General features: G+C 60.1%; 22 protein-coding genes and 1 tRNA gene. 9 read left to right on the forward strand and 14 right to left on the reverse strand.

The genetic code is table 11. The features are described from left to right. Positions 1–166: 166 nt before the first annotated feature. The gene (locus V7D69_RS01130) at positions 167–1204 is read left to right on the forward strand and encodes an acyltransferase family protein (protein ID WP_333604863.1); all 1038 of its coding nucleotides are present in this window, start codon (positions 167–169) and stop codon (positions 1202–1204) included. A 34-nt stretch (positions 1205–1238) separates the two neighbouring features. On the opposite strand, the gene V7D69_RS01135 is transcribed toward V7D69_RS01130, so the two are convergent. Genes V7D69_RS01135 through V7D69_RS01165 form a run of 7 tightly spaced genes read right to left on the reverse strand, consistent with a single transcriptional unit; the run spans position 1239 to position 9699 of the window. Continuing rightward, on the reverse strand, positions 1239–2552 hold the full coding sequence (locus V7D69_RS01135) for a Gfo/Idh/MocA family protein (RefSeq protein ID WP_333604864.1): 1314 nt from the start codon (positions 2550–2552) through the stop codon (positions 1239–1241). An 8-nt stretch (positions 2553–2560) separates the two neighbouring features. After that, on the reverse strand, positions 2561–3388 hold the full coding sequence (locus tag V7D69_RS01140; protein WP_324062976.1) for an aldo/keto reductase: 828 nt from the start codon (positions 3386–3388) through the stop codon (positions 2561–2563). Next, a complete protein-coding gene (locus V7D69_RS01145) occupies positions 3385–4284 on the reverse strand; it encodes a glycosyltransferase family 2 protein (protein ID WP_333604865.1) in 900 nt (299 codons plus the stop codon). Before V7D69_RS01145 ends, V7D69_RS01140 begins: the two co-directional genes overlap by 4 nt. Next, positions 4281–5627: a lipopolysaccharide biosynthesis protein gene (locus V7D69_RS01150; RefSeq protein WP_324062979.1), complete on the reverse strand. Its 1347-nt coding sequence runs from the start codon at positions 5625–5627 to the stop codon at positions 4281–4283. The genes V7D69_RS01145 and V7D69_RS01150 overlap by 4 nt, the downstream gene beginning before the upstream one ends. 20 nt (positions 5628–5647) lie before the next feature. Then, positions 5648–7753, reverse strand: coding sequence for a GumC family protein (locus tag V7D69_RS01155; protein WP_333604866.1), 2106 nt, complete (start codon positions 7751–7753; stop codon positions 5648–5650). 52 nt (positions 7754–7805) lie between these two features. Continuing rightward, positions 7806–9122: an outer membrane beta-barrel protein gene (locus tag V7D69_RS01160; RefSeq protein WP_333604867.1), complete on the reverse strand. Its 1317-nt coding sequence runs from the start codon at positions 9120–9122 to the stop codon at positions 7806–7808. Between the two features lies 1 nt (position 9123). Then, a complete protein-coding gene (locus tag V7D69_RS01165) occupies positions 9124–9699 on the reverse strand; it encodes a polysaccharide biosynthesis/export family protein (protein ID WP_333604868.1) in 576 nt (191 codons plus the stop codon). 256 nt (positions 9700–9955) lie between these two features. Between V7D69_RS01165 and V7D69_RS01170 the strand changes: the two genes are divergently transcribed. Next, positions 9956–11134 (forward strand): glycosyltransferase, encoded by a 1179-nt coding sequence (locus tag V7D69_RS01170; RefSeq protein WP_324061710.1) that lies wholly within the window; start codon positions 9956–9958, stop codon positions 11132–11134. Positions 11135–11159: 25 nt separating this feature from the next. Here V7D69_RS01170 and V7D69_RS01175 read toward each other — a convergent pair whose 3' ends face one another. Then, positions 11160–12170: an acyltransferase family protein gene (locus V7D69_RS01175; protein ID WP_324061708.1), complete on the reverse strand. Its 1011-nt coding sequence runs from the start codon at positions 12168–12170 to the stop codon at positions 11160–11162. A gap of 123 nt (positions 12171–12293) precedes the next feature. Here V7D69_RS01175 and V7D69_RS01180 point away from each other — a divergent pair, with 123 nt between their 5' ends. The 4 genes from V7D69_RS01180 (at position 12294) to V7D69_RS01195 (ending at position 16184) form a co-directional block, all read left to right on the forward strand. After that, a complete protein-coding gene (locus V7D69_RS01180) occupies positions 12294–13331 on the forward strand; it encodes a hypothetical protein (RefSeq protein WP_324061706.1) in 1038 nt (345 codons plus the stop codon). 67 nt (positions 13332–13398) lie between these two features. Beyond that, on the forward strand, positions 13399–13791 hold the full coding sequence (locus tag V7D69_RS01185) for a hypothetical protein (RefSeq protein ID WP_324061704.1): 393 nt from the start codon (positions 13399–13401) through the stop codon (positions 13789–13791). A gap of 198 nt (positions 13792–13989) precedes the next feature. Beyond that, positions 13990–15117, forward strand: a complete 1128-nt coding sequence (locus V7D69_RS01190) for a glycosyltransferase (RefSeq protein ID WP_324061712.1) — start codon at positions 13990–13992, stop codon at positions 15115–15117. Beyond that, complete coding sequence (locus V7D69_RS01195) at positions 15114–16184, forward strand: glycosyltransferase family 4 protein (protein ID WP_333604869.1); 1071 nt, start codon at positions 15114–15116, stop codon at positions 16182–16184. The genes V7D69_RS01190 and V7D69_RS01195 overlap by 4 nt, the downstream gene beginning before the upstream one ends. A gap of 64 nt (positions 16185–16248) precedes the next feature. Here V7D69_RS01195 and V7D69_RS01200 read toward each other — a convergent pair whose 3' ends face one another. The 6 genes from V7D69_RS01200 to V7D69_RS01225 all read right to left on the reverse strand — a co-directional run bounded on the left by V7D69_RS01200 (position 16249) and on the right by V7D69_RS01225 (position 25215). Continuing rightward, positions 16249–18297 (reverse strand): glycosyl hydrolase, encoded by a 2049-nt coding sequence (locus V7D69_RS01200; protein WP_333604870.1) that lies wholly within the window; start codon positions 18295–18297, stop codon positions 16249–16251. Positions 18298–18748: 451 nt separating this feature from the next. After that, a complete protein-coding gene (locus V7D69_RS01205; protein ID WP_333604871.1) occupies positions 18749–20032 on the reverse strand; it encodes a hypothetical protein in 1284 nt (427 codons plus the stop codon). 180 nt (positions 20033–20212) lie between these two features. Beyond that, on the reverse strand, positions 20213–21541 hold the full coding sequence (locus tag V7D69_RS01210; RefSeq protein WP_324061696.1) for a hypothetical protein: 1329 nt from the start codon (positions 21539–21541) through the stop codon (positions 20213–20215). After that, positions 21538–22806, reverse strand: coding sequence for a hypothetical protein (locus V7D69_RS01215; RefSeq protein ID WP_333604872.1), 1269 nt, complete (start codon positions 22804–22806; stop codon positions 21538–21540). The genes V7D69_RS01210 and V7D69_RS01215 overlap by 4 nt, the downstream gene beginning before the upstream one ends. A 10-nt stretch (positions 22807–22816) precedes the next feature. Further along, entirely contained in the window at positions 22817–24001 is a 1185-nt protein-coding gene (locus tag V7D69_RS01220) for a glycosyltransferase (protein WP_333604873.1), read from the reverse strand. A gap of 68 nt (positions 24002–24069) precedes the next feature. Beyond that, the gene (locus V7D69_RS01225; RefSeq protein ID WP_333604874.1) at positions 24070–25215 is read right to left on the reverse strand and encodes a polysaccharide pyruvyl transferase family protein; all 1146 of its coding nucleotides are present in this window, start codon (positions 25213–25215) and stop codon (positions 24070–24072) included. Positions 25216–25305: 90 nt separating this feature from the next. Between V7D69_RS01225 and V7D69_RS01230 the strand changes: the two genes are divergently transcribed. The 3 genes from V7D69_RS01230 to V7D69_RS01240 all read left to right on the forward strand — a co-directional run bounded on the left by V7D69_RS01230 (position 25306) and on the right by V7D69_RS01240 (position 26832). After that, a complete protein-coding gene (locus V7D69_RS01230; protein WP_324062963.1) occupies positions 25306–25722 on the forward strand; it encodes a hypothetical protein in 417 nt (138 codons plus the stop codon). Positions 25723–25817: 95 nt separating this feature from the next. Continuing rightward, complete coding sequence (gene yghU, locus V7D69_RS01235) at positions 25818–26666, forward strand: glutathione-dependent disulfide-bond oxidoreductase (protein ID WP_324062961.1); 849 nt, start codon at positions 25818–25820, stop codon at positions 26664–26666. Between the two features lie 95 nt (positions 26667–26761). Continuing rightward, a tRNA-Gln gene (locus tag V7D69_RS01240) sits at positions 26762–26832 on the forward strand.

The raw sequence follows: 26832 nt of genomic DNA on the forward strand, positions 1-26832 counted from the left end.
TAGCATTCACTTTGACTCGCGACCCGCTATATTCGACTGGTCGCATAAATAGAGCAGACCGTCCTGTCCACTTCCTCTCGTCTACGTATTAACCCGCGAATCAATTGCCAATACGGCTCAATTTCAATACGGATTCGATTACTTTCGCCTCATCCGGGATATTGCCATGGAGGAAATCCGTAAGCGCGTCGAATGGCTCGATGTCGCGCGTGGTATCGGAATAATCCTGGTGGTCATGGGCCATGCCGAAAGAGGTCTGGTTAACGCGCATATTGCAACCGGTCAGGCGTGGTCGACGTTCGACTTGGCGATTTATACATTCCACATGCCGCTGTTCATGCTTCTTGCAGGCGTGAACGTCAGATCGTCCCTCGCGCGGGGGCGGGGCGACTTTGTGCGAACGCGGCTGCGCACGATCGCATATCCTTATGTCTTGTGGTCCTTGATCCAGGGCACACTGCTGGTCCTGCTCTCCGGCGTGATTAACGGCAAGGGCGAATGGTCCAAATTGCTGATGATCGGCTGGAAACCCATCTCACCGTTCTGGTTTCTCTACGCGCTGATGGTCTACGTGCTGCTGGTCGCCGTCGTGGGGCTGCGTCCGCGAGTGCTGATCCCGCTTGCCGCCGTCGGGTTGATCGCCAGCGGCTTCATCCAGGATGAAAACATCATCCACGAAATCGCCTATATGCTCAGTTTCTTCGTCATCGGCGCTCTCGCTTCAGACGCGATCAAGCAATGGGCTCCGGCCTCTTATTGGATGGCGATCTTTGCCCTGCTCTGGCTTGCCACATATCAGATCGTGCCTGACGACGGGATGACGCCGTACCTGACCCCTTGGTCCTTTCCCGCGGCATTGGCGGGCATCGCTTTCATGCTGTGCCTGGCGCAGGTGTTTGGCGGGCTGGCCAAGGACGTGCTGGCGATGTTGGGCCGAATATCGATGACGATCTACGTCATGCACATCCTGGCGACCGCGGGCACCCGCATCGTCCTTGCCAAGCTGCATCTGGATGCGCCCGCCGGGCTCTATTTCGCCGCATGCACGATCGTGGGTGTAGCCGGGCCGGTCTGCGCGCACATGATCCTGGAACGGCTGGGGCTTCTGCCGTTGCTGGGCCTCTCCGGCAGGTTGGGGGCGGGCAAGCCGCAGCCCTCCGCAGCGGATATACCACCGGCCACGGAAGCGCACGCCCGCGCCTGAAGCAGCAGCCGTTCTCAGATCAAGCCGGACGAACTCAGCTACGGTGCAAGGCTGCAACCGCGCCGCTCGCCAGCTTTTCCAGGAATCCGGGCCGGGCAAGGCTCCGATAATTGCCGGGAGATCCGGTCACATCGCGGCTGAGATCGAACCGTTCGAAACGCGTGGAGGGCTTGACCGCCACGCCCGCAGGGCCCGCACCGGCAATCAACAAGGTCAGTTCGTTCAGGTGTATCAGGAAATCCGGCCTCATCGGCTGCGGTCTACCCTCGGCAATCGCTCGCGCCATTTCGGCGGGGCCCAGCAGCTTGTCCTGAGCATAGATTTCGCGGCGTCGCAGCCAGCTGACCAGCTTGTGCTTCAAAGAGCGGCCAACGCCCTTCTCTGCCTCCACCGCCTCCGATTTCCAGCGGCGCACCAGCTTGATCCTGCGCCCGCCGATGCCAAAAGGCGCACCTAAGCTAGGCTGCCGACGCAGGCTGTAAGACTTGCGCGCGGTCAGGCTCACGCGGGAAAAGCGTTCGAGGCGGACTGGCGACTGATCGTGAAACACATTGTCCACCCGGATCTCGCCTTCATTCCCGATCACGCGCAGACTGTGATCGCGGGGTGCCACCCAGCTGCAAGTGACCCGCGCAGCAACCCCGTCCGCAAAATCGATGCAGGCCACGGAAAAGTCCGGCGTATCAGCCGGATCGAGCGGCTCCGCCGTCTTTCCGGGAATCAGACACTTCGAAAAAGCCGTTACTGAGAGGACCGGCCCGAAAAGGGCGCAGAGCCAGGCAAGGTGATAGCCCACATGCTCGATCGTGCAGCCTTCCTGGAGCTCCTCTGCATAAGGGAATGGCGCGCCGGTCGGGCTCTGCACAGCGTCAAGGTGCATCAGGTGAGCAGGATTATCGTCAAGCTCGGCATAGATCAGCGCGGGTTTGCCGATCGCGCCGTCATTGACGGCCTGCCAGAGCGAGGTGATCGCATCGCTATGCAGATTGCACGGCGCGGCCGCCAGCACCCGCCCGTGACGCTCGGCCAGGGCGAAAAGCTCCGCAGTGCGCGCAAATTCAGTGGTGATCGGCTTTTCGGTGAAGACGTGCTTGCCTGCCTCCAGCGCGCGCCGGGTCACGTCATAGTGGGAGGCGATATTCGTCAGATTGACCACGATCTCCACGCGCGCGTCGTGAAGCAATGCGTCGAGGCTGGGGTAAAGCGAGAGGCCGTAATGCCCACGCACCACCTCGGCCCGGCGCGTATCTATATCGAACACGCCCAGGATCTCCATTTCCGGATAGGCCCAGCGCGTACGCATGTAGATGTCGAAAACATAGCCGCAGCCGACGAACGCGATCTTCATGACGGTCCTTACCTTATGACCGGAGCAAAGCGCTCGGCGATTGCCTGAAGGCGGGCGGACTGTTGCGTGCCGATCAGGGTCGTGGTGATGAGCGGATCGGCAAGCGCGGATTGGAAAACGTCAAGCGGATCACGGTGCGGCTGGTGCGTCAGCACGCCGCGTGCGATCACCGCGATGCCTCGCGCCAGCAGCGCCTCGCCCTGAGGCCCGTTTCTCACCGTCTCGATTACCGGCCAGTCCAGTTCCATCACCGTATAAATCGGCACCTGCAGCGCCGCGTCGAGGCTTTCCACATCGTCACACGAAACACCGACATGGCGCGCCATGCCGCTTTCGAGGAAAGACGCCATAACCGCTACGACGGCGGGATCGACGATGACATCGACCGGCGGGGAATGGAGCACGAAAGCTTCCACGCAAGGCTGGCCTAGACGGCGGAGCGACGCGGGCAAGGCGGCGGCGAGATACCCGGCGCTCCAATCGCAGCGCTCATTCGCTTCGCGCCGAGCGGTGACGGCATTCGCCGCGCCCCGCCGCGACATGAGCGGACGCAGCAGTGGCTTGAACGGCAGCAACATCCGCGCCTTGGACGAAAAGCGCCTGCCGCCTTTCGTCACGATCAGTGGCGAAGGATCCAGCCGGCGCGCCGCTTGTCCGATCGCCCGCTCGCTGTCCCCCTGCCCATAAATGTCGGCCGTGTCGAACAAAGTGATGCCGGCCCGCGCCGCCGTTTCCAGAAAGGCGCTGGACTGGCGCAGGCTGGCTGGATTGCTGAACGAGCCGATCTTGGCGCAGCCCAACCCCAGCTTCGGCCAATGAGCGAAGGAACCGCTCATCTCCACAACGAGCCTCCGCAAGCGCGGATATAGTCTTGCGTTTGGGCGCGGATCGGCTTGCGGCGGGCTCTGCCGGGCTTGCGCAGCCACGTAGCGAACTGCCGCAGCGCGCGGAATACGTCCATCTCCCCCTTGGCGAAGAAGAAGGCATAAGGAGGAAACGCCAGGAAATTGATCCAGACGTGCGGGGCCGGCATGTGCAGAAAGCTGATAATCAGCTTGTTGGTCAGCCGATCGGCCTGCACCAGCCGCTTGGGCCGACGCCCGGCGGGGTGTTCCAGTTCCTCGCACACGACTGCCGGCTCGTAGAGGATCTTCCAGCCGGCATCGATCAACCGGTATGACAGTTCGATTTCCTCCAGTCCGTAAAAGAAGTCCGGCAGGAACCCCCCGGTCTGCTGCAGCGCCTGCGCCCGAAAGCCCACGCATCCGCCGACGAAACGGAACGTCTCGAACGGACGCGTGAGGTCCACGGACTTGTCGGTATGCGGAACCAGATCGACCCGCCGCCGTGTATCGCCGCGCACATATTTGGAGACGGTGACAGCGGCGAGCCGGGGATCGGCATCGAAACGCGCGCCGAGGATGTCCAGGAAATCGGGAGTCTCGATAAAGACATCATCGTCCAGCAGCACGATATGGCGTCCGCGCGCCGCTGCCAATCCCAGGTTGCGCGCAACTACGCCCTTGTTCGCGCCGTCCCATAGCACATGCGCCTGATGGAAGCGGTTGAGAAGCGTCTGTCGGTCATGCCGATCGGGATTGTTGTCCACCACAATCAGCTCATAATCGTCCCGCCCCACCAGGTGATCGGCGAGGCGCGCCAAAGTCTGCGCAAGGATATCCTCCCGCGCGTATGTCAGCACGACGATCGAGTGGCGAAGCTCATTCGTCATAGCTGCACCTGAATCTTGCGCAGCACGCCGCGCTCAGCCATCTGGAACAAGATCAGGATCACCGCCTGCGAAACCGCAAAGGCGATAGTCATGCCGCGAATGCCGTGGCTGGAACCGACCCACAGGGCACACAAGCTCAGCGCCGCAGCGATGAAACGCACGACCAGCATCGTCCTGCCGGCGCGCAGAACGATCATCATGGTTTCAGAGGGCAGGTTCAACCCGAAGAAGAAAAAGCCCGCCGCCAGAATACGGATTTCCGTTCCCAATCCGTCGTAAGCCCCGGCGAAGACCACCGCTGTCAGGCGATCGGCGAACAGGCTGACAAGCGAAAGATAAAGTCCGGTAACCGCGGCGATGGTCAGTCGGGTCTTGCGCACGACGCGCAATAGCCCGGGGGCGCCCTCGACGGCCATGGCCCGGGCGGCCCGAGGCTTGTCGATGGAATCAATCGCCGAAACAAGGCTGATCGCCGGGTTGGTCAGGGTGCGGGCGGCGGTGAACACGGCGGTCGCCAGAGCGTTCATGAACAGTCCGATCCAGACGACGATCGAAGCCGAGCTATAGACCGAATAAGGCACGTTGGTTGCCGCGAACCAGCCGGCGGTGGCGCGATTCTCGCGAACCAGCGCAATCGCCGTTACCCAGGAAGGCCGTGTCGGCATCAGCCAGGGCAGCGCCAAAAGCACGGCGAGGGAATTGGCCAAGACCCAGCTCAGGGAGGCCGTCAGCGCCGTAGGCGCATGACGGGCGACGAACCAGGCCGCGAAAACCTGAATTACGAGATTGGCACCGGAACAAACCGCGACGACATCTGCCCGCTCCACCTTGTAAAGCCATCGGCGCGCGAACTCCCACGCCAGCATGGGCGGAGAAACGATCATCGCCAGCGCCAGGGGCTGCGCCGTCCAGGAGATACGCGACAAGGCGATGGGCGCCGCCGCGACCAGCAGCGCGGCAAGGCCCAACGCCGCCGCGAGCATCACCGCCGCACCCAGCGAAAGCCACCACCACGTGCTGTTCTCCCGATGATCGTCGATGGACGTCCCGCCGGTGCGATAACTGGTGGTAAAAATCAGGACGAAGGCCGAACGATGAAATCCGGCCAGGATATAATAGAGCCCGATCATCGTGCCCACCGCGCCAAAATCCACGGCCGGCAGGGCTCGGCCCAAGAGCGCCAGAGCGATAACGTTCCCGAGGCCGTTCGCCCCTTGGTCCACAACGGCCGCCAGCCGCGCGACCTTTTCGGGACCGATGCGGCGAGTCACCGGCCCAGTGAACATCAGGAGAGCCCTGTCCAAAAGGCGGCCGCCTGCCAGTTCGGATTCGAAACCGGCCATGCGGCCCCCCGTTTCTTCAATCAGCTCTGTGCGTAGTAGTCCTTGATCTCGTTGTAGTAGTAAGAGGCATCGCCGTATCCCGACTGTGCCTGGGTCTTGAGGTTGACCAGGGTCATCGCGACGCCCGCCACGCTTCCGCCCACGGTTTCGATCTGGTGCAGCGCCGCCCGGATCGCCTTGATCGGGGTAGACCGCCAACGCGCCATCAACGCCAGCGTATCGAGACTGCTCAGCATATTGCGAACATCGACGACCGCCAGCACCGGCGCAGTATCAATCACGATCACTTCATACTCCGACCGCAGCCGGTTCATAAAGTTGTTGAAGCCCTCGCCTTCATAGACGCGCTGAACCTCGTGCGCGCCGCGCACCGCCGGAAAAATGGTCACGCCGCTGCGGTCCGGAACAGCGGCTTCCTCCATCGTGGCCTCGCCCTGCACCACCTCGGTCCATCCCACGGTTGCCGAAGGCGCCATCTCCTGCGTAAGCGAGCGGCGGCGAAGATCGAAATCAAGCAGCGCCACCTTGGTGCCTCCCATGCCCAGCACGCGGGCCATTGAAACCGCCGATGTCGTCTTACCTTCGCCCGGCAAGGCGGAGCTGAGGCCGATGACGACGCCCTTGGTGCGGGGATTATTGCTCCGTGCATCGTAGATAAGCGTCGTTGCCAGGCTGCGGAACGCTTCGGCGAACGACGACATCGGATGCTCAAGCACCGCGTCAGTCGGGATCTCGGTCTTCGGCTTGTCGATCGAGGACTTCAGCGTTGGCAGCGAGTTCAGGAAGTTCTGGCCAAGCAGTTCGCTGATATCGTCGATCGTGTTGATGCGGCGGTTCCAGCGTTCACGAAGATAGGCCAGTGCGACGGCGATGGCGATGCCCAGCGCCAGGCCCACCAGGATGTTGATGGCAAGGCGCGGTGAACTGGGTTGCAGCGGAGGTGTGGCCGCCGCGGTCAGCCGCGCATCAGGCTGGATCAGCGCCTGATTGGCCGATTGTTCGCCGCTGACGGAAAGCAGGTTCTGGTAAAGCTGATGCGCGGTGTCCGCCTTGCGCTGGAGATCGGCCAGATCGACACTGGCGCGCACGTTGCCGGCCAGTGTCGCCCTTGCCTGCGACAGACTGGAGCCGAGCGAAGCGGCACGGGCCGCCGCCGCGTTGGCTTCCGTGCTGGAACCGTTGGCGACGCGGGACGTCTCCTGAACCAACGCTTGGTCGATCGTTGCGAGACGCTGTCGGGCGGCGACGAGGTCGGGATGCCGATCTCCATAAAGGGCCGCGAGACCGGTCACTTCCTGTTGCGCTTCCGCATGACGTTGCCGCAGCGTGGCAAGGGCTGAGGTGTCCACACCGTTGGTAAGTTCGGTTGCGCCTCGTCTGGCTCCGTTCTGAGCGGCTTCGGATCGGGCTTGGGCCAGATCCGTCGTCATAGTGCCGACTTGCTGTTCGAGCGCATCCGAATCGGTGCTGTTGAGAACATTGTGCTTCAGCCGGTAGGCCGCGACCGCCGCATCGGCCTGCTCGGCGTCCTTGCGGGCATCATCGACGCGCTTTGCCAGTTCGCCGGACGATGCGCTGGCCAGGTCCACCTTTTGCTTGCTCTGGATCTTCAGATAAGCGTCAGCCAAGGCATTTGCGATCTTCGCCGCCTTCAGCGGGTCCTTGTCAGTATAGGAAATATTGAACAGTTCGGTTTGACCGATGCGACTGGCGTTGACGTTCGTGAGCAATGCCGCCGCCAGTGCATCCTGGGAAGGACCTTCGGCAAATTGCGAAGCGATCTTGGTAAGTTCAGGGTCTTTGGCCAGGCCCAGGCTGTCAATCGTCGCTTGCGCGACGGCCAGTGATTGCACCAGTTGCATCTGCGCCTCGACAGCAGCGTCGCGCTGCGCATCCGACATGGTGGTGACGGGTTGAGTCTGGCCAACCACAGTCTGTTGTCGATCATAGGACATCCGCGCGGTGGCCGTGTATTTCACCGGCATCAATTGCGTGACGCCGACCGCGAGAGCACCCGTGGCGACGATGATCGCGATGCTGATAGGAAGATGTCGGCGGAAACGGGAATAGATGCCGGCCAGATCCTGCTCTTCAACGTCTCTTTGCGCCACAGTTACCTGGTTCATCTGCACTTCCTGTTTTGAGACACGTTCGGGGGTATGCGGCGAATGCCGTGACTTACAGCTTCGCGCGCAGTGTAATCATGGTTCGAAGTTCGTCGAAGCGCGGCCCCCGCAATGCCCCGCTGCTATCGCGCTTGATATATGCGACCTCTCCACTGAGCGAGAGGTAACGATTGGGATCGTAGAACACGCCTACGCCGCCATTGGTGCGCTTGTCTGTGCGATCGATGCCCTTGAAATCGCTCTGATCGAAACTGATGAACGCATAAGGTCGGAGATTGCGCAGCAGTTCGTGATCGACACGCAGCATGCCCCGCGTCGAAATGTAACCGGAAGAGCCGTTCACCGCCGCCTCCTCCAGCTCGCGCGTTACCGTGCCCGAGATGGTGGTGAGCGGTGTCAGATAGTAAGTCGCTTGAATGTCGAGATTGACGCTGGCGACATGGTCCAAAGTTGGATTGTCGTAAGAACGCCGGAAATATCCCACCGCCCCGGCGACCCGCAGCAGCGACGTGACATCCGCGATGGCGCCCACGCTGGCGCGCCATTCATTGCCGCTGCGATCAGTGGTCAGATCTTTCAGCGAATACGTCGTATGCTTGTACGTGAACTGAGTGAAAACGGCGTTGTCAGGGCTCAATTCGTATTCGACCCGCGCGCTGGCCCGATCCACCGAGTAGTCGCGATAATCCAGGTCCAGCGTAAGCCCGGTGGTAGTGACGGTCGGATTGTAATCGAAATGGCTGTGATCGGCGCTGGCTGTAAGAATAAAGCGATTCAGGCGCTGCGAGGCTCGCGCCAGCACCGACCTTACATCGACGCCCACGGCTCCGGCTCCGTTCGCTGGAAAATTGCCCGAGGACTGATCCTCGTACTCGCGCCGTGCGTCAGCCTTGAAATAGAGCTGGGCGTCCTTGCTTATATCCAGGCGCCCTTCCAGGTCGAACTGATAACCGTTGCGGTTTTTCTGCGGGGTTTCGAAATATCTGTACCCCTCATAGAGAGCGGTCGCGATCAAGGCGTGATTGGACCATTGGCTGACGAGCCGCAATTGCGGGCGCAAAACGACATAACCGTCACTTCGCGCATTGCCTTCGGCGCCAAGGACATTGCTGGTATAGCCCACTCCGGCCGTCACATCCGGATAGGCGCGGAACCCGCCAAGGGGCAGGCCCTGCGCATCCAATTCCGGGTGCGGTCTTTCGGAGACACCCAGATTTCGACCATTCTGCGTGGTGAGCGGAATTTCCGAATCCAGGAGTTGCTGGTAGACCTGCGCCCTCGCACTTGCCGCCGGTACGCAGGTGGCGGCCGCCAGCGCGGCCACGCCGGTCAGCGCGTGCCGCTGTCTTGTGCTACACGGAGCACTCACGTTAGAAATATCTTTCGACGATGCGGATCGTATCGCCCGGCTGGATCGGCAGATCCTTGTCCAGCCGGACCTTGACCTCCTGCTCCGAGCCCGCCCGCTTTAGCAGAACTTGCTTCTGCTGAGCGCGATACGTGTAGCCGCCGGCTCTCGCCACGGCATCGCGCACTGTCATGCCGACCGCATATTCGTATTGCCCGGGCTGATTGACTTCGCCCAAAATGTAGAACGGCCGGTAAGCGACCATGGAAACCGTGACCGAGGGATTCTGGAAAAAACCGTCAGCCAGTTTCGTCTGCATTTTTGCGGCAAGCTCTCGCGGCGTGACGCCCCTGGCGGGGATGTTGCCGATAAGCGGCATCGTCACGGTCCCATCGGCGCCGACCAGCTGCTCGCCGCTCAACGTCTCTTCACCATAAACGACGATATTGACGCGGTCCCCGGTGTCGAGTCGATATTCGCCCGATTTGTTATCCGCAGCCAATGCCGAAGCGTCCACTGCCTGGACATCACTCCGGGCCTGAGCGGCGCAACCGACAAGCGCGGTCGATAAAAGGATGATTGCTATGGACTTTCGCACGTGGTCACGTCCCTTAATTCGCGCCCCAATCTGCTGGGAAGCGCACCTCCCGTCAATATGTTGCGTTGCAACAAAATGACGGTGCCGGGAGGTGACATACCGCACACGCGCGTTTGCACATCGCCAACCTCGCTCTAGTGTGCCATATGTGCGACGGATAGATATATTTGTGCCGCGACGCGACATGACCTCGGGTTAAAGTACATTCTAGGCCATCAGGCGCGATGATTCCCAGAGCGAGCGTACTTCCAACGACATGAATGACTTTGCTGCGCTTGCTAGCCTTTTATGCGCCCTTCTGGCGCTGCATTCTATTGCCCTATATCCATTGACGTTGCTCCTCGTCGCCAAGCGGGACCGAACGTTTACGGCTGTGCCCCCGCTGCCGCCCGGTCGACCGACGCTCGCAATATGCATGTGCGCATACAATGAGGAAAAGCCGATCGAAGCCAAAATGGAGCGGCTTCTCGAAATCGCGGCGGCATATGGCCCGGCTACGATTCATATCTATGCCGATGCGCCTACGGATCGGACCGCGGCCCTCCTGGAGAAGTATGCGGATCGCGCGGACATCGTGTTCGGACAGGAACGCCGGGGCAAGACCTTCGGCATGAACCTCCTGGTGGAGCGCAGTGACAGCGAATTGCTGCTGTTCACCGATGCCAATGTCGAAAGCGAGGCCGATGTCGCGCAGCAGCTGGTCCAACCGCTGCTCGCCGATCCGGAAATAGGCTGCACGACGGCGCGGCTGGTCTATTCCAACCGCAAGGAAACCCCCACCGCGAAATTGGGCGCCGCATATTGGGCGGTGGAAGAGGCCATCAAACGGCTTGAAAGCCGCAGCGTCGGGCTGATCGGCTGTGATGGCGCAATGTTCATCATGCGCCGGTCATTACATGTCACTCCTCCTGCCCATCTCATTGACGATCTTTACCTAAGCCTGTCGATTCTGATCTCCGGCTCACGCATCGTCAGCGTCGATCACGTCGAGGTTTACGAACGCAGCGCCACGCAAGCGTCGGAAGAAGGTCGTCGAAAGCGGCGAATCGCCTGCCAGGCATGGAATGTCCATCGCGCCTTGTGGCCGCGCCTGCGACGACTGCCCGCCCTATCGCTATATGCCTATTTCTCGCACCGTCCCATGAAATGGTTGATGCCGTTCTTCGTGGCCGCCTCGGTCTGTTTCTTTACGCTGGCGATCGGGCTTTCGCGCGGCGCCTTTGCCGGGCTTGCCACGGCCGCGGGGATCGCGCTGGCCTATCTGATCGGCTCGCTTCTTCCGTTGCCACCGTTCTCGCTGTTCTATTCTGCGGTGTGCAGCCTGGCCGGCGTCGCGATCGGCACGTACGAATCGTTCATTCTGGACCGGACGTACACCATCTGGAATCCCGCCTTGTCCGTCCGCGACCAGACACCGCTCGCCGAAGACGGTTGACGCGACATAAGCAAACAGCGCCTCGTCAAGCGGGCGTCTTGGCCATGGGCGGGATACGGGCCTGTGTTCCTAGGGCGATGACCGCGATAGCCATGCAGATCACCGTTCCGATAGCATAACGCGCCGGCAGGCTCAGGTCGACGACGTATGGCGCGGCCAGCACCAGCAAGGGCACATGGATGGCATAGAGCGGGTAGGAAAGAGCCCCCATCCCCTCGCACCATGCTGTGGCCCGCTTTCCGGGTGTTACCGTCGCGAGCAGCATTAACAGCATGGGATTGAGCACCAGCACGGCCAAGAGAAAATAGGCGCTCGCCGGGACCCACTGGGTCGCGAACTTGGCGGCCAGCACGATCGCCGGAAAAGCGCAGACCAGCAGGGCGAACGGCGCGGGCGGGACCTTCTTCTGCCATACCGCTCTGGTCCTATGAAGCAGCACGCCACCAAAATAGGAGAGGAATGTCCTGGGAAAGCCGCCCCAGAACGTGTCGGGAGAATATCCGTTGGCCAGACCGTGCAACTTCCAACCGGCCACAAGCAAAGCAAGGAACGAAGCGACTATGATCCCGATCAGCACTTTCATCGTCAGGATGCGGGCGAGCCCGCAGTGGAGAAAGTTCGTGACCAGTTCGAAGAAAATCGACCATTCGGGAATATTGGCGGGGAACAGCACCGGTGCGTTCCACAAGAGCGGGATCATCAACAGCGCGCTTAATCCCGCAAGCCAGATCTGCGGATCGCCAGGCGTTGTCCAAAAACTGGCTACGATGCCAAGCACGCCGCCCAGAGCCATCATCGGATAAAGCCGCGCCAACCTGATTCGCACAAAGGCAGGCAGCGAAAGCCCCCCCCGCATGCGCTCGTCATAAGCGGCCGCGATAACGAACCCGCTCATCAGGAAGAAGAAGTCCACCGCAAGATAACCGTAAGCGAACAATTCGGGCAGATGCAGCTCGCGTTCGGCGTGGTGGAAGAGAACCGCGATGGCCGCCACCCCGCGCAACGCATCGAATGCCAGGTATCGGGCGTGCCTCAAAACGAAGATGATCCTTTGCCCCGGTCGCGCCGCATTTTGCGCATCCGGTAATCCGCCTAGACAACACGGTGTCTTGCGGTACTGTTTTGCCGCACCTTCACCCCCCATGCAAGGTTGTCACGCATGCGAACCGTTCCAGGATGTAAATCCGCTTTCGCGCCATTCAGCCGGCGCCAGGCGATATTGACGGGAGCGGGGCTGCTGGCCGCCGCGACTGCCGGCGGCTGCAAGGCACATGCCGCGCGCGCCGACGATGCAACCGGGAATATCCCGACTCGCCAGCTCGGGGCGATCACGGGCAATTCGCTGAATGACATGAAACGCTTCTCTCAGTGGTTAGGAAAAACGCAGAATCACGACTTGCTGTATTTCAACCAAGAAAACTGGCAAAGCCTTGAGCAATCCGTCCCCTATATCATCTCGCTGGGCGCGAGCGTGCTGGCGCAAGGGCGCAACGTCCAATGGTCCATTCCGGCAGGGGGCGCGCGCGCTTACGCCGAGATCGCAAATGGCGGGAGAGACGGCCTTTATCAGGATATCGCACGAAGGATCGAGGCGATTTACAGTCAATCGTCGCAACGTGTTTGCGTGCGCCTGTTCTGGGAATTTAACCTGCCCGAACAGACGCTCGCGGCGCGCGGCGCCGACGGAAGCTGGCATCCCGAACTTTACGTGGCCGCGTATCGACGCGTAGCCTCTATTTTGCGCAAGCAATCCAATCGATTCTACTTCGACTGGTGCCCCAATATCGGCGCAGGGGGCCTTCCTCCGGACCGATGCTACCCGGGAGACGAACTGGTCGATGTGGTCAGCGTCGATGTCTATTATCGCCGCATCTATGATCGCGGGGATCGCCATGACGCCGGATCGGGAATTTTCGAGTACCGCCGCACACAACCGTTCGGGCTCGATTGGCTGACCGGATTTGCCAGCGGTCACGGAAAGTTGGTCGGCATTTCCGAGTGGGGCGTTGACGACAATGAAGGCACGGTGTTCATGCAGCGCATGTGCGCCTGGATAAAGGGACTGGGCGATCTGCTTTCCCACCATAACTATTGGGACCGGGATGATGGCGGCGTCGTTTCCCGCCTGAGCACAGGCCAGTTGCCGGCGATCGCCCAAATCTATCGCGAGGCGTTCGGGAGCGCCTCCGCCACGTAGTCACTTCGTCGCCCCCTCTCCTCACCATTTGTACGAAATATTAGGAAAAACATGCCATCCCGCATACATGGATCTCGCCGCGTCGTATCATCATGTGACTGACCAGATACTGGTGCTTACCGGCTGGACCGACAAGATGGCGCATCTCAATGCCGGCATGGCAATTTACGTCCTGACGCAGTTGCTGCTGCGCACTCGGCGTGCGAGCCTGCCAGCCTTGGCGATGGTGGCGTTTCTGGAACTGGGCAACGAGGCTCTCGACGCGCTGTTCTATGGCGAACTGCGCGTGGGCGACAGTTTGTCTGACATCGCCTATACCCTGTGCTGGCCGGCCATCATTACTTTCATCGGGATGCACCGGCGCGAACGCTGGAACCGCCGCAGGGAAAAGCACCCATCCAGAAACGAGAGGCGTCCCTCCCTTGCCTTGCAAGACCCGATCCGCTTAGCACGCCGCTGACATCGGAACATCGCATTGACGATGGGCTAGTTGAGAAACGTATCATCGGCGCACCGTTCGCAGCGATTACCGCACCGTTGGTCGATGATGCCCACCATTCCCCCATGGCGCCGTTACCGAATTAGCTGCATTGCAGCATAGCTGGGCGCCGCACCCGGACGGCGGTTTGAAATCCAAGGGGAAATTCCCGTGAACATCATGATGGCACTGGAATCGAGTGGCGGCGGAGTTGGCCGTCATGTGATCGATCTATGCCAAGGTCTCTCTCGACGCGGACACCGAATCGTTCTGGCCTATTCGCCGCTTCGTGCGGAAGCCTTGTTCCTGAGCCAGCTTGCCGAACTGGATGCGCAAGTCCTGCCGATCTCCATGCGGCGAGCGGTAGGTCCCTGGGACGTCGTCGCCGCGAATGAACTGGCCCGCGTGGTCAAACAGCAAGGTCCGTTTCACATTGTTCATGGACATAGTTCCAAAGCGGGAGCGCTAGTCAGATGCATTCCCACCGGGTCCGCCAAGGTCGTCTACACACCGCACGCGTTCCGCAGTCTGGATCCGGAAACAAGCGCTGTCACCAGGCGTGGCTTTATCTTTGTCGAGAAGATGCTGGGCCTTCTCACCGACGCCTTGATCGCGGTATCCCAAGCCGAACTCGACTTTGCGGTGCATCATGGAATTGCGCCCGGCCGCCAACGCCTTGTCCATAACGGCATCTTTCACCCTCCTTCCACCGAGCGGGATAATGTCCGGCGAGCCATGGGGTTGAATGCAGGGAATATCGTTGTCGGTTTTGTCGGTCGCCTGACGCATCAGAAGGCGCCGGATCGCTTCGTTTCGGCAATGACGCATGCATTCAAAGGAGATTCGCGCATTCGCGCCGTCATGATCGGCGACGGCGAACTGAGAAGCCAGGTGCTCGATCAGATCGCTGCGAGCGGCTTTTCAGATCGTTTCATGGTCCTGCGCGGCGTGGATGCGAAGGATTATTTCAGCGCGATGGACCTATTGATGATTACCAGCCGCTACGAAGGCTTCTCATATGTCATGATAGAAGCGCTCGCGGCCGGCGTGCCGCTGATCTCCACGCCCGTAGGCGGGATCCATGAAGCAATCGGTGACGATAATTGCGGCATCATCATCGACGATTTCGAGCAGACCTCCGATCTCTCGCGAATCGTCCTCAGCCTTGCCGGTCGAGAAGCCCAGCTGGAAACGATGAAGGGCAATGCCAGGCTGCGCGCGAAGCTGTTCACAGGGGACAAGATGATTGCGGAGACCGAAACCGTCTATCAACGGATCGTACCTCAGCCGAGTGCCGTTCTGGCATGAGCCGGACCGTTTTCATCAATGGCCGTTTTTACCAACAGCCGACGAGCGGCCAACAACGGTATGGGCGGGAAGTCGTCAGGCAGATCGACGCCGAGCTGGCGCAGCGAGGCTCGCCCGCCCGGTGGATCCTCTTGACTCCGCCCGGCACGGAGCAGGTCGCCTTGCAGCATATTGAACAAAGGTCCGTCGGCCCCTTATCCGGCCATGCCTGGGATCAGGTGACCTTTTATCGGCACGCACGAGGCGGATCGGCGCTGAACCTGAACGGTTCGGGCCCGGTTCTGCATCGCCGGCAGGTGGTGGTGATTCATGATGCCGCCGTTTACCGGCATCCGGAGCATTTCAGCCGCGCCTATGGCCTGGCGCACAGGACGCTGGGGCGGCTTTTGGCCCGATCGGCAAGGATCGCCACCGTCTCGCGCTTTTCGCAGCGAGAGCTGGCCAAGGTGTTTGGCGTCTCTCCAGATGCCATGGTTCTTGCGCCGAACGGGGGAGATCACCTCACGGCCGAGGGCGATCCCTCTATCGTCGCTTCCTTGGGATTAAGCGATACGCCGTATTTCCTCATCCTGGGTAATCTCACGCGCAATAAGAACGTCGCCGTGGCAGTCCGCGCGCTGGGGCTGTTGGGCGAAGGTCGCGTGAAAGTGGTTGCAGTCGGATCACTGAACGCCGCGCTCTTCGGCGACGCCGGCTTACCGGTCTCGCGCGATCTGCTGATGCCTGGCAGACTTTCGGACCTCGAAGTCGTGGGCCTCATGCAACAGGCGCGCGCCCTTGTCTTTCCCAGCATCTACGAAGGCTTCGGCATTCCGCCGCTGGAGGCGATGACGAATGCTTGCCCGGTGCTGGCGTCCAGCATTCCGGCTGTCGAAGAGGTCTGCGGCGACGCCGCCGCTTACTTCGATCCCCATGACGAAGCGGGCCTCGCACGGCTTATGATACAGGCGGTGGAGGACACGCCATGGCGGGACCGAATGGCTATGGCGGGATCAAAGCGCGTGACTCATTTCCGTTGGGCCGTGCCCGCGCGCGCGCTGATGGATGCCTGTGAAGCGCTGTGCTGAAATTCCGGGAATGCGGCTATCTCGGATCGACATCGAAACAACCGCATTCCGTCATATCGGAAGCTTACGCGTAGGCGTATCCGGCGTTCGTCAGCAAAACGTGATTGAGGCTTACGCCCAGTAATTCGACCGAGAAGTCAGAGCTGGCGCTCAGTAGCACGCCCTGGTCATTCTGAGTCAGAACCACCTTGTTCGCGGAAGTCAGCACATTGGAAATGCCCACGGTATCGCCGCTACCGAAATCGGTGATCGTCGAATGCCCCGCTTCGGCAAACCAGAAGTTGTCGGCACCGCCGCCGCCGGTCAGCGTGTCATTGCCGCCGCGGCCGTAAATGGTGTTGTTGCCATCATTGCCCACGAGGATGTTGTCGCCCGCGCTGCCGAGCGCATTCAGATTGGCCGAGCCAAGCAGATGCAGGTTCTCAACCTCCGGCGCATTGCTCAACGAATAAGAGATTGACGAGTAAATGGTGTCGTTGCCGCCGCCCGCCTTTTCAACGGCATGGTCGCCTGCATTATCGAAATAATAAGTGTCATTTCCGTCGCCACCGGTCATCCAGTCGGCCCCCGCTCCGCCATCCAGCACGTTGTTCCCGGAATTTCCGACAAGCACGTTGTTCAGTTCGTTGCCGGTGGCCTTCAGGTCGGCGGTGCCGGTCAGTATCATGTTCTCGATCGACTGTCCCGTCAGGCTGTAATCCACGGAGGAATAAACCCGGTCCGTGCCTTCTCCGGCGTGCTCCACAACGCGATCGTTGATGTTGTCGACATAATAGGTGTCATTGCCCGCGCCGCCGATCATGGTGTCGGCGCCTTCATGCCCATCGATCACATTATTCCCGGCGTTGCCCACGAGAATATTGTCCAACTCGTTACCGTCAGCGGACAGATTGCCCGTTCCCGTCAGAGTGAGATTTTCGACAGCCAAGCCTTTAAGGCTGAAGTCGATGGAGGAATAAACCGTGTCAATCCCTCCGTCTGCCGTCTCGACGATATGATCGCCGACGTTGTCAACATAATAGGTGTCATTGCCGGCGCCGCCGATCATCGTGTCGGCTCCGGCGCCGCCATTCAGCGTGTCGTTGCCCGGGCCGCCGTCAAGCATGTCATTGCCGTTGCCGCCGTTCAGGATGTCGTCCCCGGCATAGCCATGCAGCCAGTCGTTACCGTCATTGCCGGAAAGCACATCGTTCCCGCCATGTCCGACCAGCTCGTCGACCCCTGAACCGCCACTGCGGTTTACCGGAGTGGTCATGCTGTCGGCATAGCCCTCCAGCCCCTGCGTTCCGAAGATCGCCTGGAACACCGCGCCCGCATCCGGATATTGTCCCGATGAAAGCTTGCCGCTGAAATCGGCGTTCGAATTCCAGTAGTTCTGATAGAGCATATTGTGGTCTTCGAACCACTGCGCGGCCATTTCGATAAACGGGCCGGCGGTATCAGAATTGACGCCCCATTCACCAATCGCCGTTGCCTTGCCGTGCGCCGCGGCGAAATCCTGCTGCCATTGCAAGCCATAGGGCTCGTTGACGAACCAGTTCCAGGCGGCATAAGGATCCGTGGGGTCCCATTGAGTATTGTAGTAGACGTCCGAGCCTATCACATCGACGTACTTGTCACCGGGATAAGCCGCCTCGGGATTCATGCCCATAGCGCCGGCATTTGGCGTCCATTCGAACACGAACTTGTCGGATACCGATCGGAACGCATCAACGAAATGCTGATATGCGGCGACGTAATCGCCCTCCCTGCCGTTGGCCGACCAAGGGAACCAGCCGTCGCCGTTCATTTCCCAGCCCACCCGCAGGTAGATCTGACTCTCGTTCCCGGCATTGGCCAGCATGTTCTTGGCAAGGGCGACGTACTTGTCGTCATAAGCGCCCGTGCCGGCGTCAGATAGAGATGCCCCCCAAGGTATCAACCCGATAGACCATTTGATGTCGCCCTGAAAATTGGAAAGTTGACTGGCAATCCATGATGGCGAATTAAGCCAGTCATTCCAGTCCGCATATCCTCCGACGAGCTGAATTGCATCAAGATTCTTGCCAAGCCAGCTTTGCATATCCGTAACATCGGACATGCTATTGAAAACATATGTAGATGTATAAGTCATGTCACCCAGCGACCCCGTTTTTACCCTGCGAATATTATCGCAGACCATGGGTTAAGACATAGACTTGATATATGGTTAATGACAGTTAACAAATCACATTTCGTCAAATATAAAATTCAATTCATCTCATTTTATTTATAAATATGGACGCATGAAACCTTCATATTAATTAATATATGAAGAGATATTCATATGTTAATTTCTGAACATTGGATTTTATAATGAAAATTTCACGATAATATTTGATATCAATTGTGCATAAATTTGCAAATTCAACCTTAAACTTCCCTTTTATTACACAAAATCTACTCATACAATCGCACCCGATCCATTCGATATTCCTTTCGCGGTGAAAGGCATTATCAATGCCGGCAGAGCTGCCGACGACGTCAGAAGACGCGGAAAACAAAGGCAATTTGGGAATGCCGCTTCAATGCGATCTGAATCAGCCCTACATGGCGGCGGCCCTTGCCGATCGAGGGATGGCCGCTCTGCCGCTCATGCGGGGCTTCGGCCGCAAGAGCAGACCAATCGCAAATCCCAGATAGGTGCCGTTTACGCCGCCCGCACCCAGGACGTTGGCGGTAATTCCATTTAGTATCAGCAGGGCTGCAACGGCAAGCGCATAGGCATCGCGGTCGGCGCGCAGCGGCGTTCTCCACAAGGCAACGCCTCCGGCAAGGAACGTCGCAAGGGCAATCGGCACTCCGAAATTCAGCGCGACGAACAGGAACATATTGTCACAAAGCAGCAGGCGCGCGTCCGTCGCGGTCCCACCGACAGCTCCCATGCCGTAGCCCAGCAGGAATTGCGGAAAGCTGAGAAGCATCGGGATAACCGTGGGCCACACTTCCGCCGTTCGCTGATCCAGCGTGGGCGCTGCAAAGCCGAACATGTCGCTCAACCGGATCTGATAGGTAATCAGCGGAATCATCACGCACCCTATCAGACCGACAACCGCGAGCGTCTTCAAGATGAACATCGGTGCTGCGTGATCCCGGCCCCGACGGAGCGAAAACACCTTGGGCGCGTAATACACGCCCACCATGACGATCACCCACCCGGCAGTGGCCTTCTGCGTCGTCAACAGCAAGGTATGAACCGCAAGAACGCAATAGGCGATGCCCAAGAACCGGCTTCTGAGAAGGGAGCAGGCGGTAAGGCAACCAACGGCAATGATCGCCGAGGTATCGGTTGACGATATTCCGAAACCCGACAATCGCCTGACGCCGCCGCTACTCCACCATTCCCTCGCCACTTCCCGCGCCTGTAGAGCGCCGGAAAAGACTGCGCCTGCCCAAGGCACTTGGAAAAGGTAGTCCCAATAGACGCCGATGATCGCAATTATGCCCAGGAGAACGATGGCCCGAGCCACCGCCTGACTGCTCGATCGCACGCCCATGCCGACGAGGCACGCCAGCAAAATATACCCTATCTGCCGCGTCTGCAGCGCAACGTCCACGAAGGCATTGTTGAGAAGCGCGTAAGCAATCAGAATCCCGAGCACCGATACGAAGATCAGCGTCTTCACGATGCTGTAACGCACCCCGTAAACGAACAACGCCGCGAAGGCGATCAGCATCAGAAAATCCGGCACGTACCACAAGAACGGCACATAAGCCCGGATGGGCGCGGCAATGGTTGTGCGGACCAACAGAACCACGAACAGCCACATGGCGATATTGCGGGTCCGGTCTTCACGAGCAAGCGATACCGACCAGTTCCGCAATGTCATCTGCGCTGAATCCGCAGCCGATGCAGCCGGTCCACGACGCGTCCGAACCCGCGGGACCGGCTCCAAGATGCTGTTCTGGTTCATGTCTGCGAGTTCAGCCTTTCCTGTCCTTGGGCCACGTGCGCCGACATGAGACCTCGGAAATGGGGGAAGCGGGATGTAACATGCCCGCTTTCCTCATCATTGCAGCACTGGTGCGACCGGCGGAGCGCCTGTGTAGATGATCTGGGGCAAGATCGTCAGATCAAGCGGCCCCGTGTTCACGTCCTGTGCGGAGCACAGGGGCTGGGCCCGTGTGCCGGCGGGAAGCGAAACGCGGTGCGCATTGCCGTCCGCCGACCAGGTGACGCTGATCCCGCCGCCTGCCGATTGCAGGGAGGCCGTCGCAACGCCGCCGGCAATTTTGACGCCCGTCACGCGATAGGTCTTCAGCAAGGCGATCGTTTCAGCGGTCGCACAGGATGAAGGTTTGGCGGCATAATCCGCCGTGGCCAAGCCGAACGTATTTTCGATGTCGCGCGGATCACCCCTGCTGTCGGTCAATTCGTAAAGCCAGACGCCGCGAACGAAAGGCAGCGCTTCAGCCATCAGCAAGAACTGCGCGGGAAACGCTGTTCGTTCCGCTTGTGTAAAACCGCAAGCGCCGCTTTGCTGAGGCCAGCCGACCTCCGTCACATACACAGGAAAGGAGCGGCCTCCGTTATCGGCGCGGACCATCCCGTCCAGCTCCGTCAGTCGCTGAATCAACGACATGGGCTGACGCGCCGTGCCCGCCATGCAGTTGGCATAGAGGTGAACGGAAAGTCCATCCGCCTGCTTCCAGCTGCCGCCCGCCAAATAATCCCGGGTCCAATCCCAATAGCTCGTCGCCCCAAGGCTTTTTGTAAAGTCGTTGCCTATGCTTCCGGCGAGAATCGTCGAGCGTGGAAACGCATTACGCAGAGCGGGAATGGCGCTGCGGACCAAGGCCGAGTAGGAATCCGGCGTCCCTGCCTTGCGCAAGCGGGTCGGCAGGTTCCATTCGTTCCATATCTCGAATATCGGGCGGTCAGTGCCGATCCGTCCGGCAAGGCGGCCAAGGAAATTATCAAAGGAGCCCAACTCCGCGTTGTTCAGCGGAATACCATGCGCAAACTGCGCGGCCCCTCCACCCGTTACCGCGTACAGGTTAGGGGCGTTGCCCGAATTGCGCGGCGACGAAAACCGCCCCCCTCGCATGAGTGAGCGCTCCAGCCCACCGGGGGCGTTATCCGCGCTCTGGCCTATTTCATCACGGATGGAAGTGAAACCGAACTGGCGCACCAATTCGTCAGAACGTTCCGCATCAAAATCGGGACGGTCCCGATGAACGCCGACGCCGATAATCATTCCGCCACCGGAACCGCCCGGAGACAGAGTCATATTCTCGGAGGGCGCGGGCGATGCGCCGCACACCGCTTGCGTGGCAAATATGCCCAGGACGCCCGCCACGACGCTCAGGGCCGTGATAAAAGTTCTCTGCGAAGTCATTTCTGCCACTCCGTTCTGCCTGCAATGATCCAGACGTAACCGTAGAAGCCCCCGATGATCGCCAAATATACCACTGTAGACGCCGCCACGACCTGAAACGGTGACGTCCATCCCGGAAGAAATATAATCGCTGCCCTTGCAATCAGGCCCAACACCTCGACAGCGAAAAGGTGCTTTTGCATCCCCATAACCGGCAACGCACCCACTGCCGGAAGACTGGCCATGTTGCCTAGCACCAGGACACCCAGCACCAGGCCGTAACTGTTAGCATCGCCCCATTGCGCCCCGAAGGCGATCCGAAACAGCGTCGGGCCGCACAGGGCGAGGACCAACAGCCCAAGCGCAATGGGGCCGCCCAGCGCCAGCGCGTAACGGGCGATGCGTTGACGCAGCCTGTCGCCGGCAACTGCGATGTCGCGATAAACCATCGGCCGGATCGATTCCGCCAGCACCGTCGCCGGCGCGAACACCGCGCGCGAGGCCAGCCAGAACAGTGCGACCGCCGCGGAAGTGGGAAAGAGAAAGGGCAGCGCCAGAGGCACCAGTCCCTCGCTGACCGTATAAAGCATGTTTTGCGGCAGGCTGTAGAGCGGAAATGCCGCGTTGCGCCGCAAGGCTTGCTTCATGTCGCTTGCACTAGTGGCGCAGGGCCGGGCTGCGCGCCAGGCCAAGGTGCCCAGAACCGTGGCATAAAGCACTTGAGAGAGCGCTAAGGCGCCGACAAGCGCCACGGAAGTGCTCGCCACGAACGTCGCTGCGACCTGCAGCAGTCCGATCAGGGACGGACGGAGAACGTTGTTAAAAATCACGAACCCGTATTGCTCGGCCGCTGCAAGCAATTGCAAATGCAACCGGCCCATGGCCGACCCCAACGTCGCCACCGCCAGCAGCCACGCCAGCGCGAAAGCATGCGCCCCGGTTTGCGGATTGCGACCAATGTAGATAGCCGCGCCCGCGCCAACGATCAGCGTCGCCACCGGAATTAGTATCAGCGTAAGCCAGTACAGCGACGAGCGATGCTCCACCGCATGCTCGTAAACCAGCCCCTGCTCCAGGCGCAGTGAAGCGGCGAGTTGGATGATGTTGAACAACGAGAAGACCACGCCATATTCCGCCAGCGCGAGGTGATCGTAATGACGCGATACCACAGCCATGCCGCCGAACATGACCACCTGGCCAAGCGCGGCAGCGCCGATGGCCCGCAGCTTTGGGTTCGTCGCGAGCACGGCATAACGTCCCAGCAAAGGAACGGCCCACGTCCGCAATGTCGCGACTCTATTGGACTGAGGCGAGGACATCGAGCACCTGATTAGTAACCACACCCTGGGAAAACTGTGGCGCGGCCTTGACCCATTCCTTACGAATGCGCTCCAGTTCAGATCGGTTCTCTGCAAGCGTCTTGATCGCGGTCTGCAAACTGAGACCATCGTCGATATCAAACACCAAGCCGCGGCTTCCATAACCGACAAGCTGAGGCAGCCCGCCACGATTAGCCACTAGGGGAACCACTCCGTGCATCCCCGCCTCGTAGACAACTCTCGGCGCAGGATCATGCCACAAGGACGGAACAATGACGGCATCCACGCCGGAATAGAAATCGAACGGAGCCTGCACGCCGAGAAATTCCACCGGAAGCCCCCTCGCCGCTTCCCTCACACGTTCCTCATAGCCCGGCGCGAACTTGCCGCCCACGCGCAGGCGCCAGGCCACATCTTGAAGGCCGCGAAGCGCATCGATCATCTGCGTAACGCCTTTGTCCGGCGCGATCCGGCCGAAATAGCCCAGCGTCAGGACAGCCTCGTCGACCCGGCCGGTGCGCGGGGGCACACCCTGAGCGGGTTCATAGGAGCCGTGAATGATATGCGCCCGCGCATTGGCGAACAATTCGGCCGCTTCATGCTGCTTCTGGACGTGATCGCTAACATAGATCACCGCGTTCACATCGCGCGTGTGCCGCACGTCCGGCTGAGCCGCCACGGTCATGCACAGACGGCAGGGGCGCGCGCAATTGCCCTCGCCTGCCCGCATGCCGGATTTTATGCAAAGCAGGTAATAATCGTGGACCATGTGAACGACCGGCACACCGGAGCGGCGCGCCGCACGCCAGATGCCGGTCCCCAGGCCGGCGAGCACGTGCGTGAATACGACATCGGGTCGATGTGCCTCGATCACTTGTGCATAGGATTTGTCCATCAGCGAGCCGAAGCGGTCAATGCCGTGCCACAACGCCTTTGGCAAAGGCCCCCGTTGGCCATCGGTATAAAGGTTGCGCAGCTTGAGCCGATATTCGGGAACGCCAGTTGCCGCGTGCAGTCCGAAATGCCGATGATCGTCAAGGTTCAACACAGCCGCTTCATGCCCTTGAGCAATGAATGACTGTGCCAGGAACTTGATGGACGTCTGCGCGCCGCCAACCGCACCGGCGGGAAAATAATTACGACTGGCGAACAAAACTCTCATCTTCACTCCTCGAACGGAGGGCCAGACGCGGCCGCTGCCGCCACCAGCGCTGTCTGCAGCCGTTCACTTCAATGGCGGGCAGCCAGCACGCCGTGCACCAGATCCGCGTAGTAGCTTTCAAGCTCTTCCAATATCTGCTGCCGCTTGCGCTCCTGTTGGGCGCGCTCACGCCAGTTCATCACACCGTCTATCAGGTGCGCCGCTATTGTTCGCGGATCTTCACCCAACATCGCCGGAAGTCCGGGAACGTAATAATCCTCCATGAAAGCGTCAGTCTTGGTTGTCCGGCTGAGACAAGAGATTGGCGCGAAACCGTAACCGAGGATCATCGCATGCAGCCGCATCGCCACGATGCCGGCGCTGCCACGAAGAAGCGCAAGAGCCTCCTCCAGATCGGTGGGAACGGCAAGGGTCACTCGCGCGTTCACATGGGGTGGTAGCCGGCGCCGGATGGTGCCGATGCGGCCCGCGTCCTGCTCCTGCCGATCATCCATCGCGACGATCACGATGGGCCTGTCACACGCCATCGCACATCCTATTGCCACTTCCGCGAAGACTTCGGCGACAAAATCGTCGAACTCCCCTTCGAATGCAGGCGCGAGCACTATCGGCGCATCATCCGCCACAGGCTGCGGCATTCCCGACAAACCGAACGCCGGATCAGGCACCCGCCTTGGCGGCGGCTCTTTGCCCGGAACAAGAGCAAGCGCGTTTGTCAATGACCTGGCATCGCGCACGGTGATCTGGCGACAGCGCCTCAGGATTTCGGTGGCCACCCCTTCGGCACGCCGAGAATGGAGCGCGTCAATTCCCAGCGGCGCGGTGACCAGCCGCTTCCCCATGATGGTGGCAAGCCACGAAACGAGCCAGGCATAGCCCATAACTCCTTTCACGCGATCTCCACCGAACCGGTCCTGAATCAGGGATCCGCCGCCTAGGACAACAAGATCGCTGCGCGCAATCGCCAGGACCATGCCGATCAAACCCGCGGGCCTGCTCCGCGCGGCAAGGAAAGGCCGGATGGATGGCGACCGGGCTAGACTGACCGCCGTAAGGACGGCGATGTCGATCCGCGCATCACTCACTCGGGCCAGGATTCCTTCGGCAAGCGCCACCGCGATCGCATCATCGCCGCGATTATAGCCGGCAACCCCGCAGATCGCCGTGCGCAGCCTGGTCCCGGAATTACCCTGCAATGCAGCAAAAAAGGTCAAAAAAGAGATCTCATTGCGTCGGGAACGCACATCGCGACCCGGCCGCCAGAACCGGAAAAAATGGCCAAATCTGTCTGGAAAGGCAGGAATATGACCACTCATCATTCGTCGCCGGGGACTTCTAAAGGACATTCAAATGAACCATTTTGCAAGTGCAAAATCGGATTTCAAAACTTGCGGGATCGGCAAGCATTCACCATCCCACGCCACCGCGTCGGGCCCATTCGCATTCCCTTCGACAGCCGGAATAGAGCACGCTTGCCGAAGGTTCAAATCAACGCCCGCACCGCCTGCAGGAGCAACCATTTTTCCATATTTTCCTCTTTTTTTCAAAGATATGATTTATATTTCTCCGGAATCCTGAAAAAGCTGCCCGCGGCCTCGGAGGCCCCTTCGATTGATGGTCAACGAATTGATATTCTTCGACCTCTTCCAGCCATTTTGGACAACGGCCCCGTGGCTGCGCCCACCATTGGCGCGCGGTCAGCCGTCATCCATTTGCGCTGAGCCGAAGGCCCCGCCCACCTGTCAAGCCATCCACTTGCCGAGCCCGACACCCGATCCTATCTGAGTTCGACTTCTTGACAGTAGGACACCCCCATATGGCCGATCCCGTCTACTCCCCGCCTAAAGTCTGGACCTGGGACAAGGGCAATGGTGGCCAATGGGCCAACACCAATCGCCCCATCGCCGGCCCGACACACGAAAAGGAATTGCCGAGGGGAAAGCATCCGCTTCAGCTTTATTCACTAGGCACGCCCAATGGCCAGAAAGCCACGATCATGCTGGAGGAGTTGCTCGAAGCCGGCCATTCCGGCGCCGAATACGATGCATGGCTGATCTCGATCGGCGACGGCGACCAATTCTCGTCCGGCTTCGTCGAGATCAATCCCAATTCGAAGATTCCCGCCCTCCTCGATTGTTCCGGCCCGCAGCCGATCCGCGTTTTCGAATCCGGCGCGATCCTGATGCACCTGGCGGAAAAATTCGGGATGCTCCTGCCGACGGAGCAAGGCCCTAGAGCCGAATGCCTTTCCTGGCTGATGTGGCAGATGTCGACGGCGCCGCTCATCGGCGGCGGTTTTGGCCATTTCTATTTCTACGCGCCTGAGAAGTACGAATATCCGATCAATCGCTTTGCGATGGAAACCAAGCGGATCGTCGATGTGGCGGACCGCCGCCTGGCAGAAAGCAGATATCTTGCCGGCGATGAATATACCATCGCGGACATTGCCACCTGGTCCTGGTTGTCACGGCTGGCGGACGGCGAATCTTATGGCGACGCCGCAACTTTCCTCGATATGGCGAGCTATCGCCACCTCGCGCGCTGGGTGGACCTGGTGGGCGCACGCAAGGCGGTGCAACGCGGCTCGAAAGTCAACCGCAAGGGGGATGGCTTCGTGGAAGAACGCCACAGCGCTGCTGACGTCGACGCAGTGATGGCCCTCTAAAAGGCTTTGCTGCGCTGCCCACAATCCTGGCGGCGTCAATCCCCAAAAGGGCCTTTTCAGTTCCAGGATTAGCCGCTAAGCGCGGCTCCTCCTGCTGGGGCGTCGCCAAGTGGTAAGGCACCGGTTTTTGGTACCGGCATTCGCAGGTTCGAATCCTGCCGCCCCA

Origin of the sequence: Novosphingobium sp. (genome assembly GCF_036733805.1) — a bacterium.
In the GTDB taxonomy this organism is placed as follows: domain Bacteria; phylum Pseudomonadota; class Alphaproteobacteria; order Sphingomonadales; family Sphingomonadaceae; genus Novosphingobium.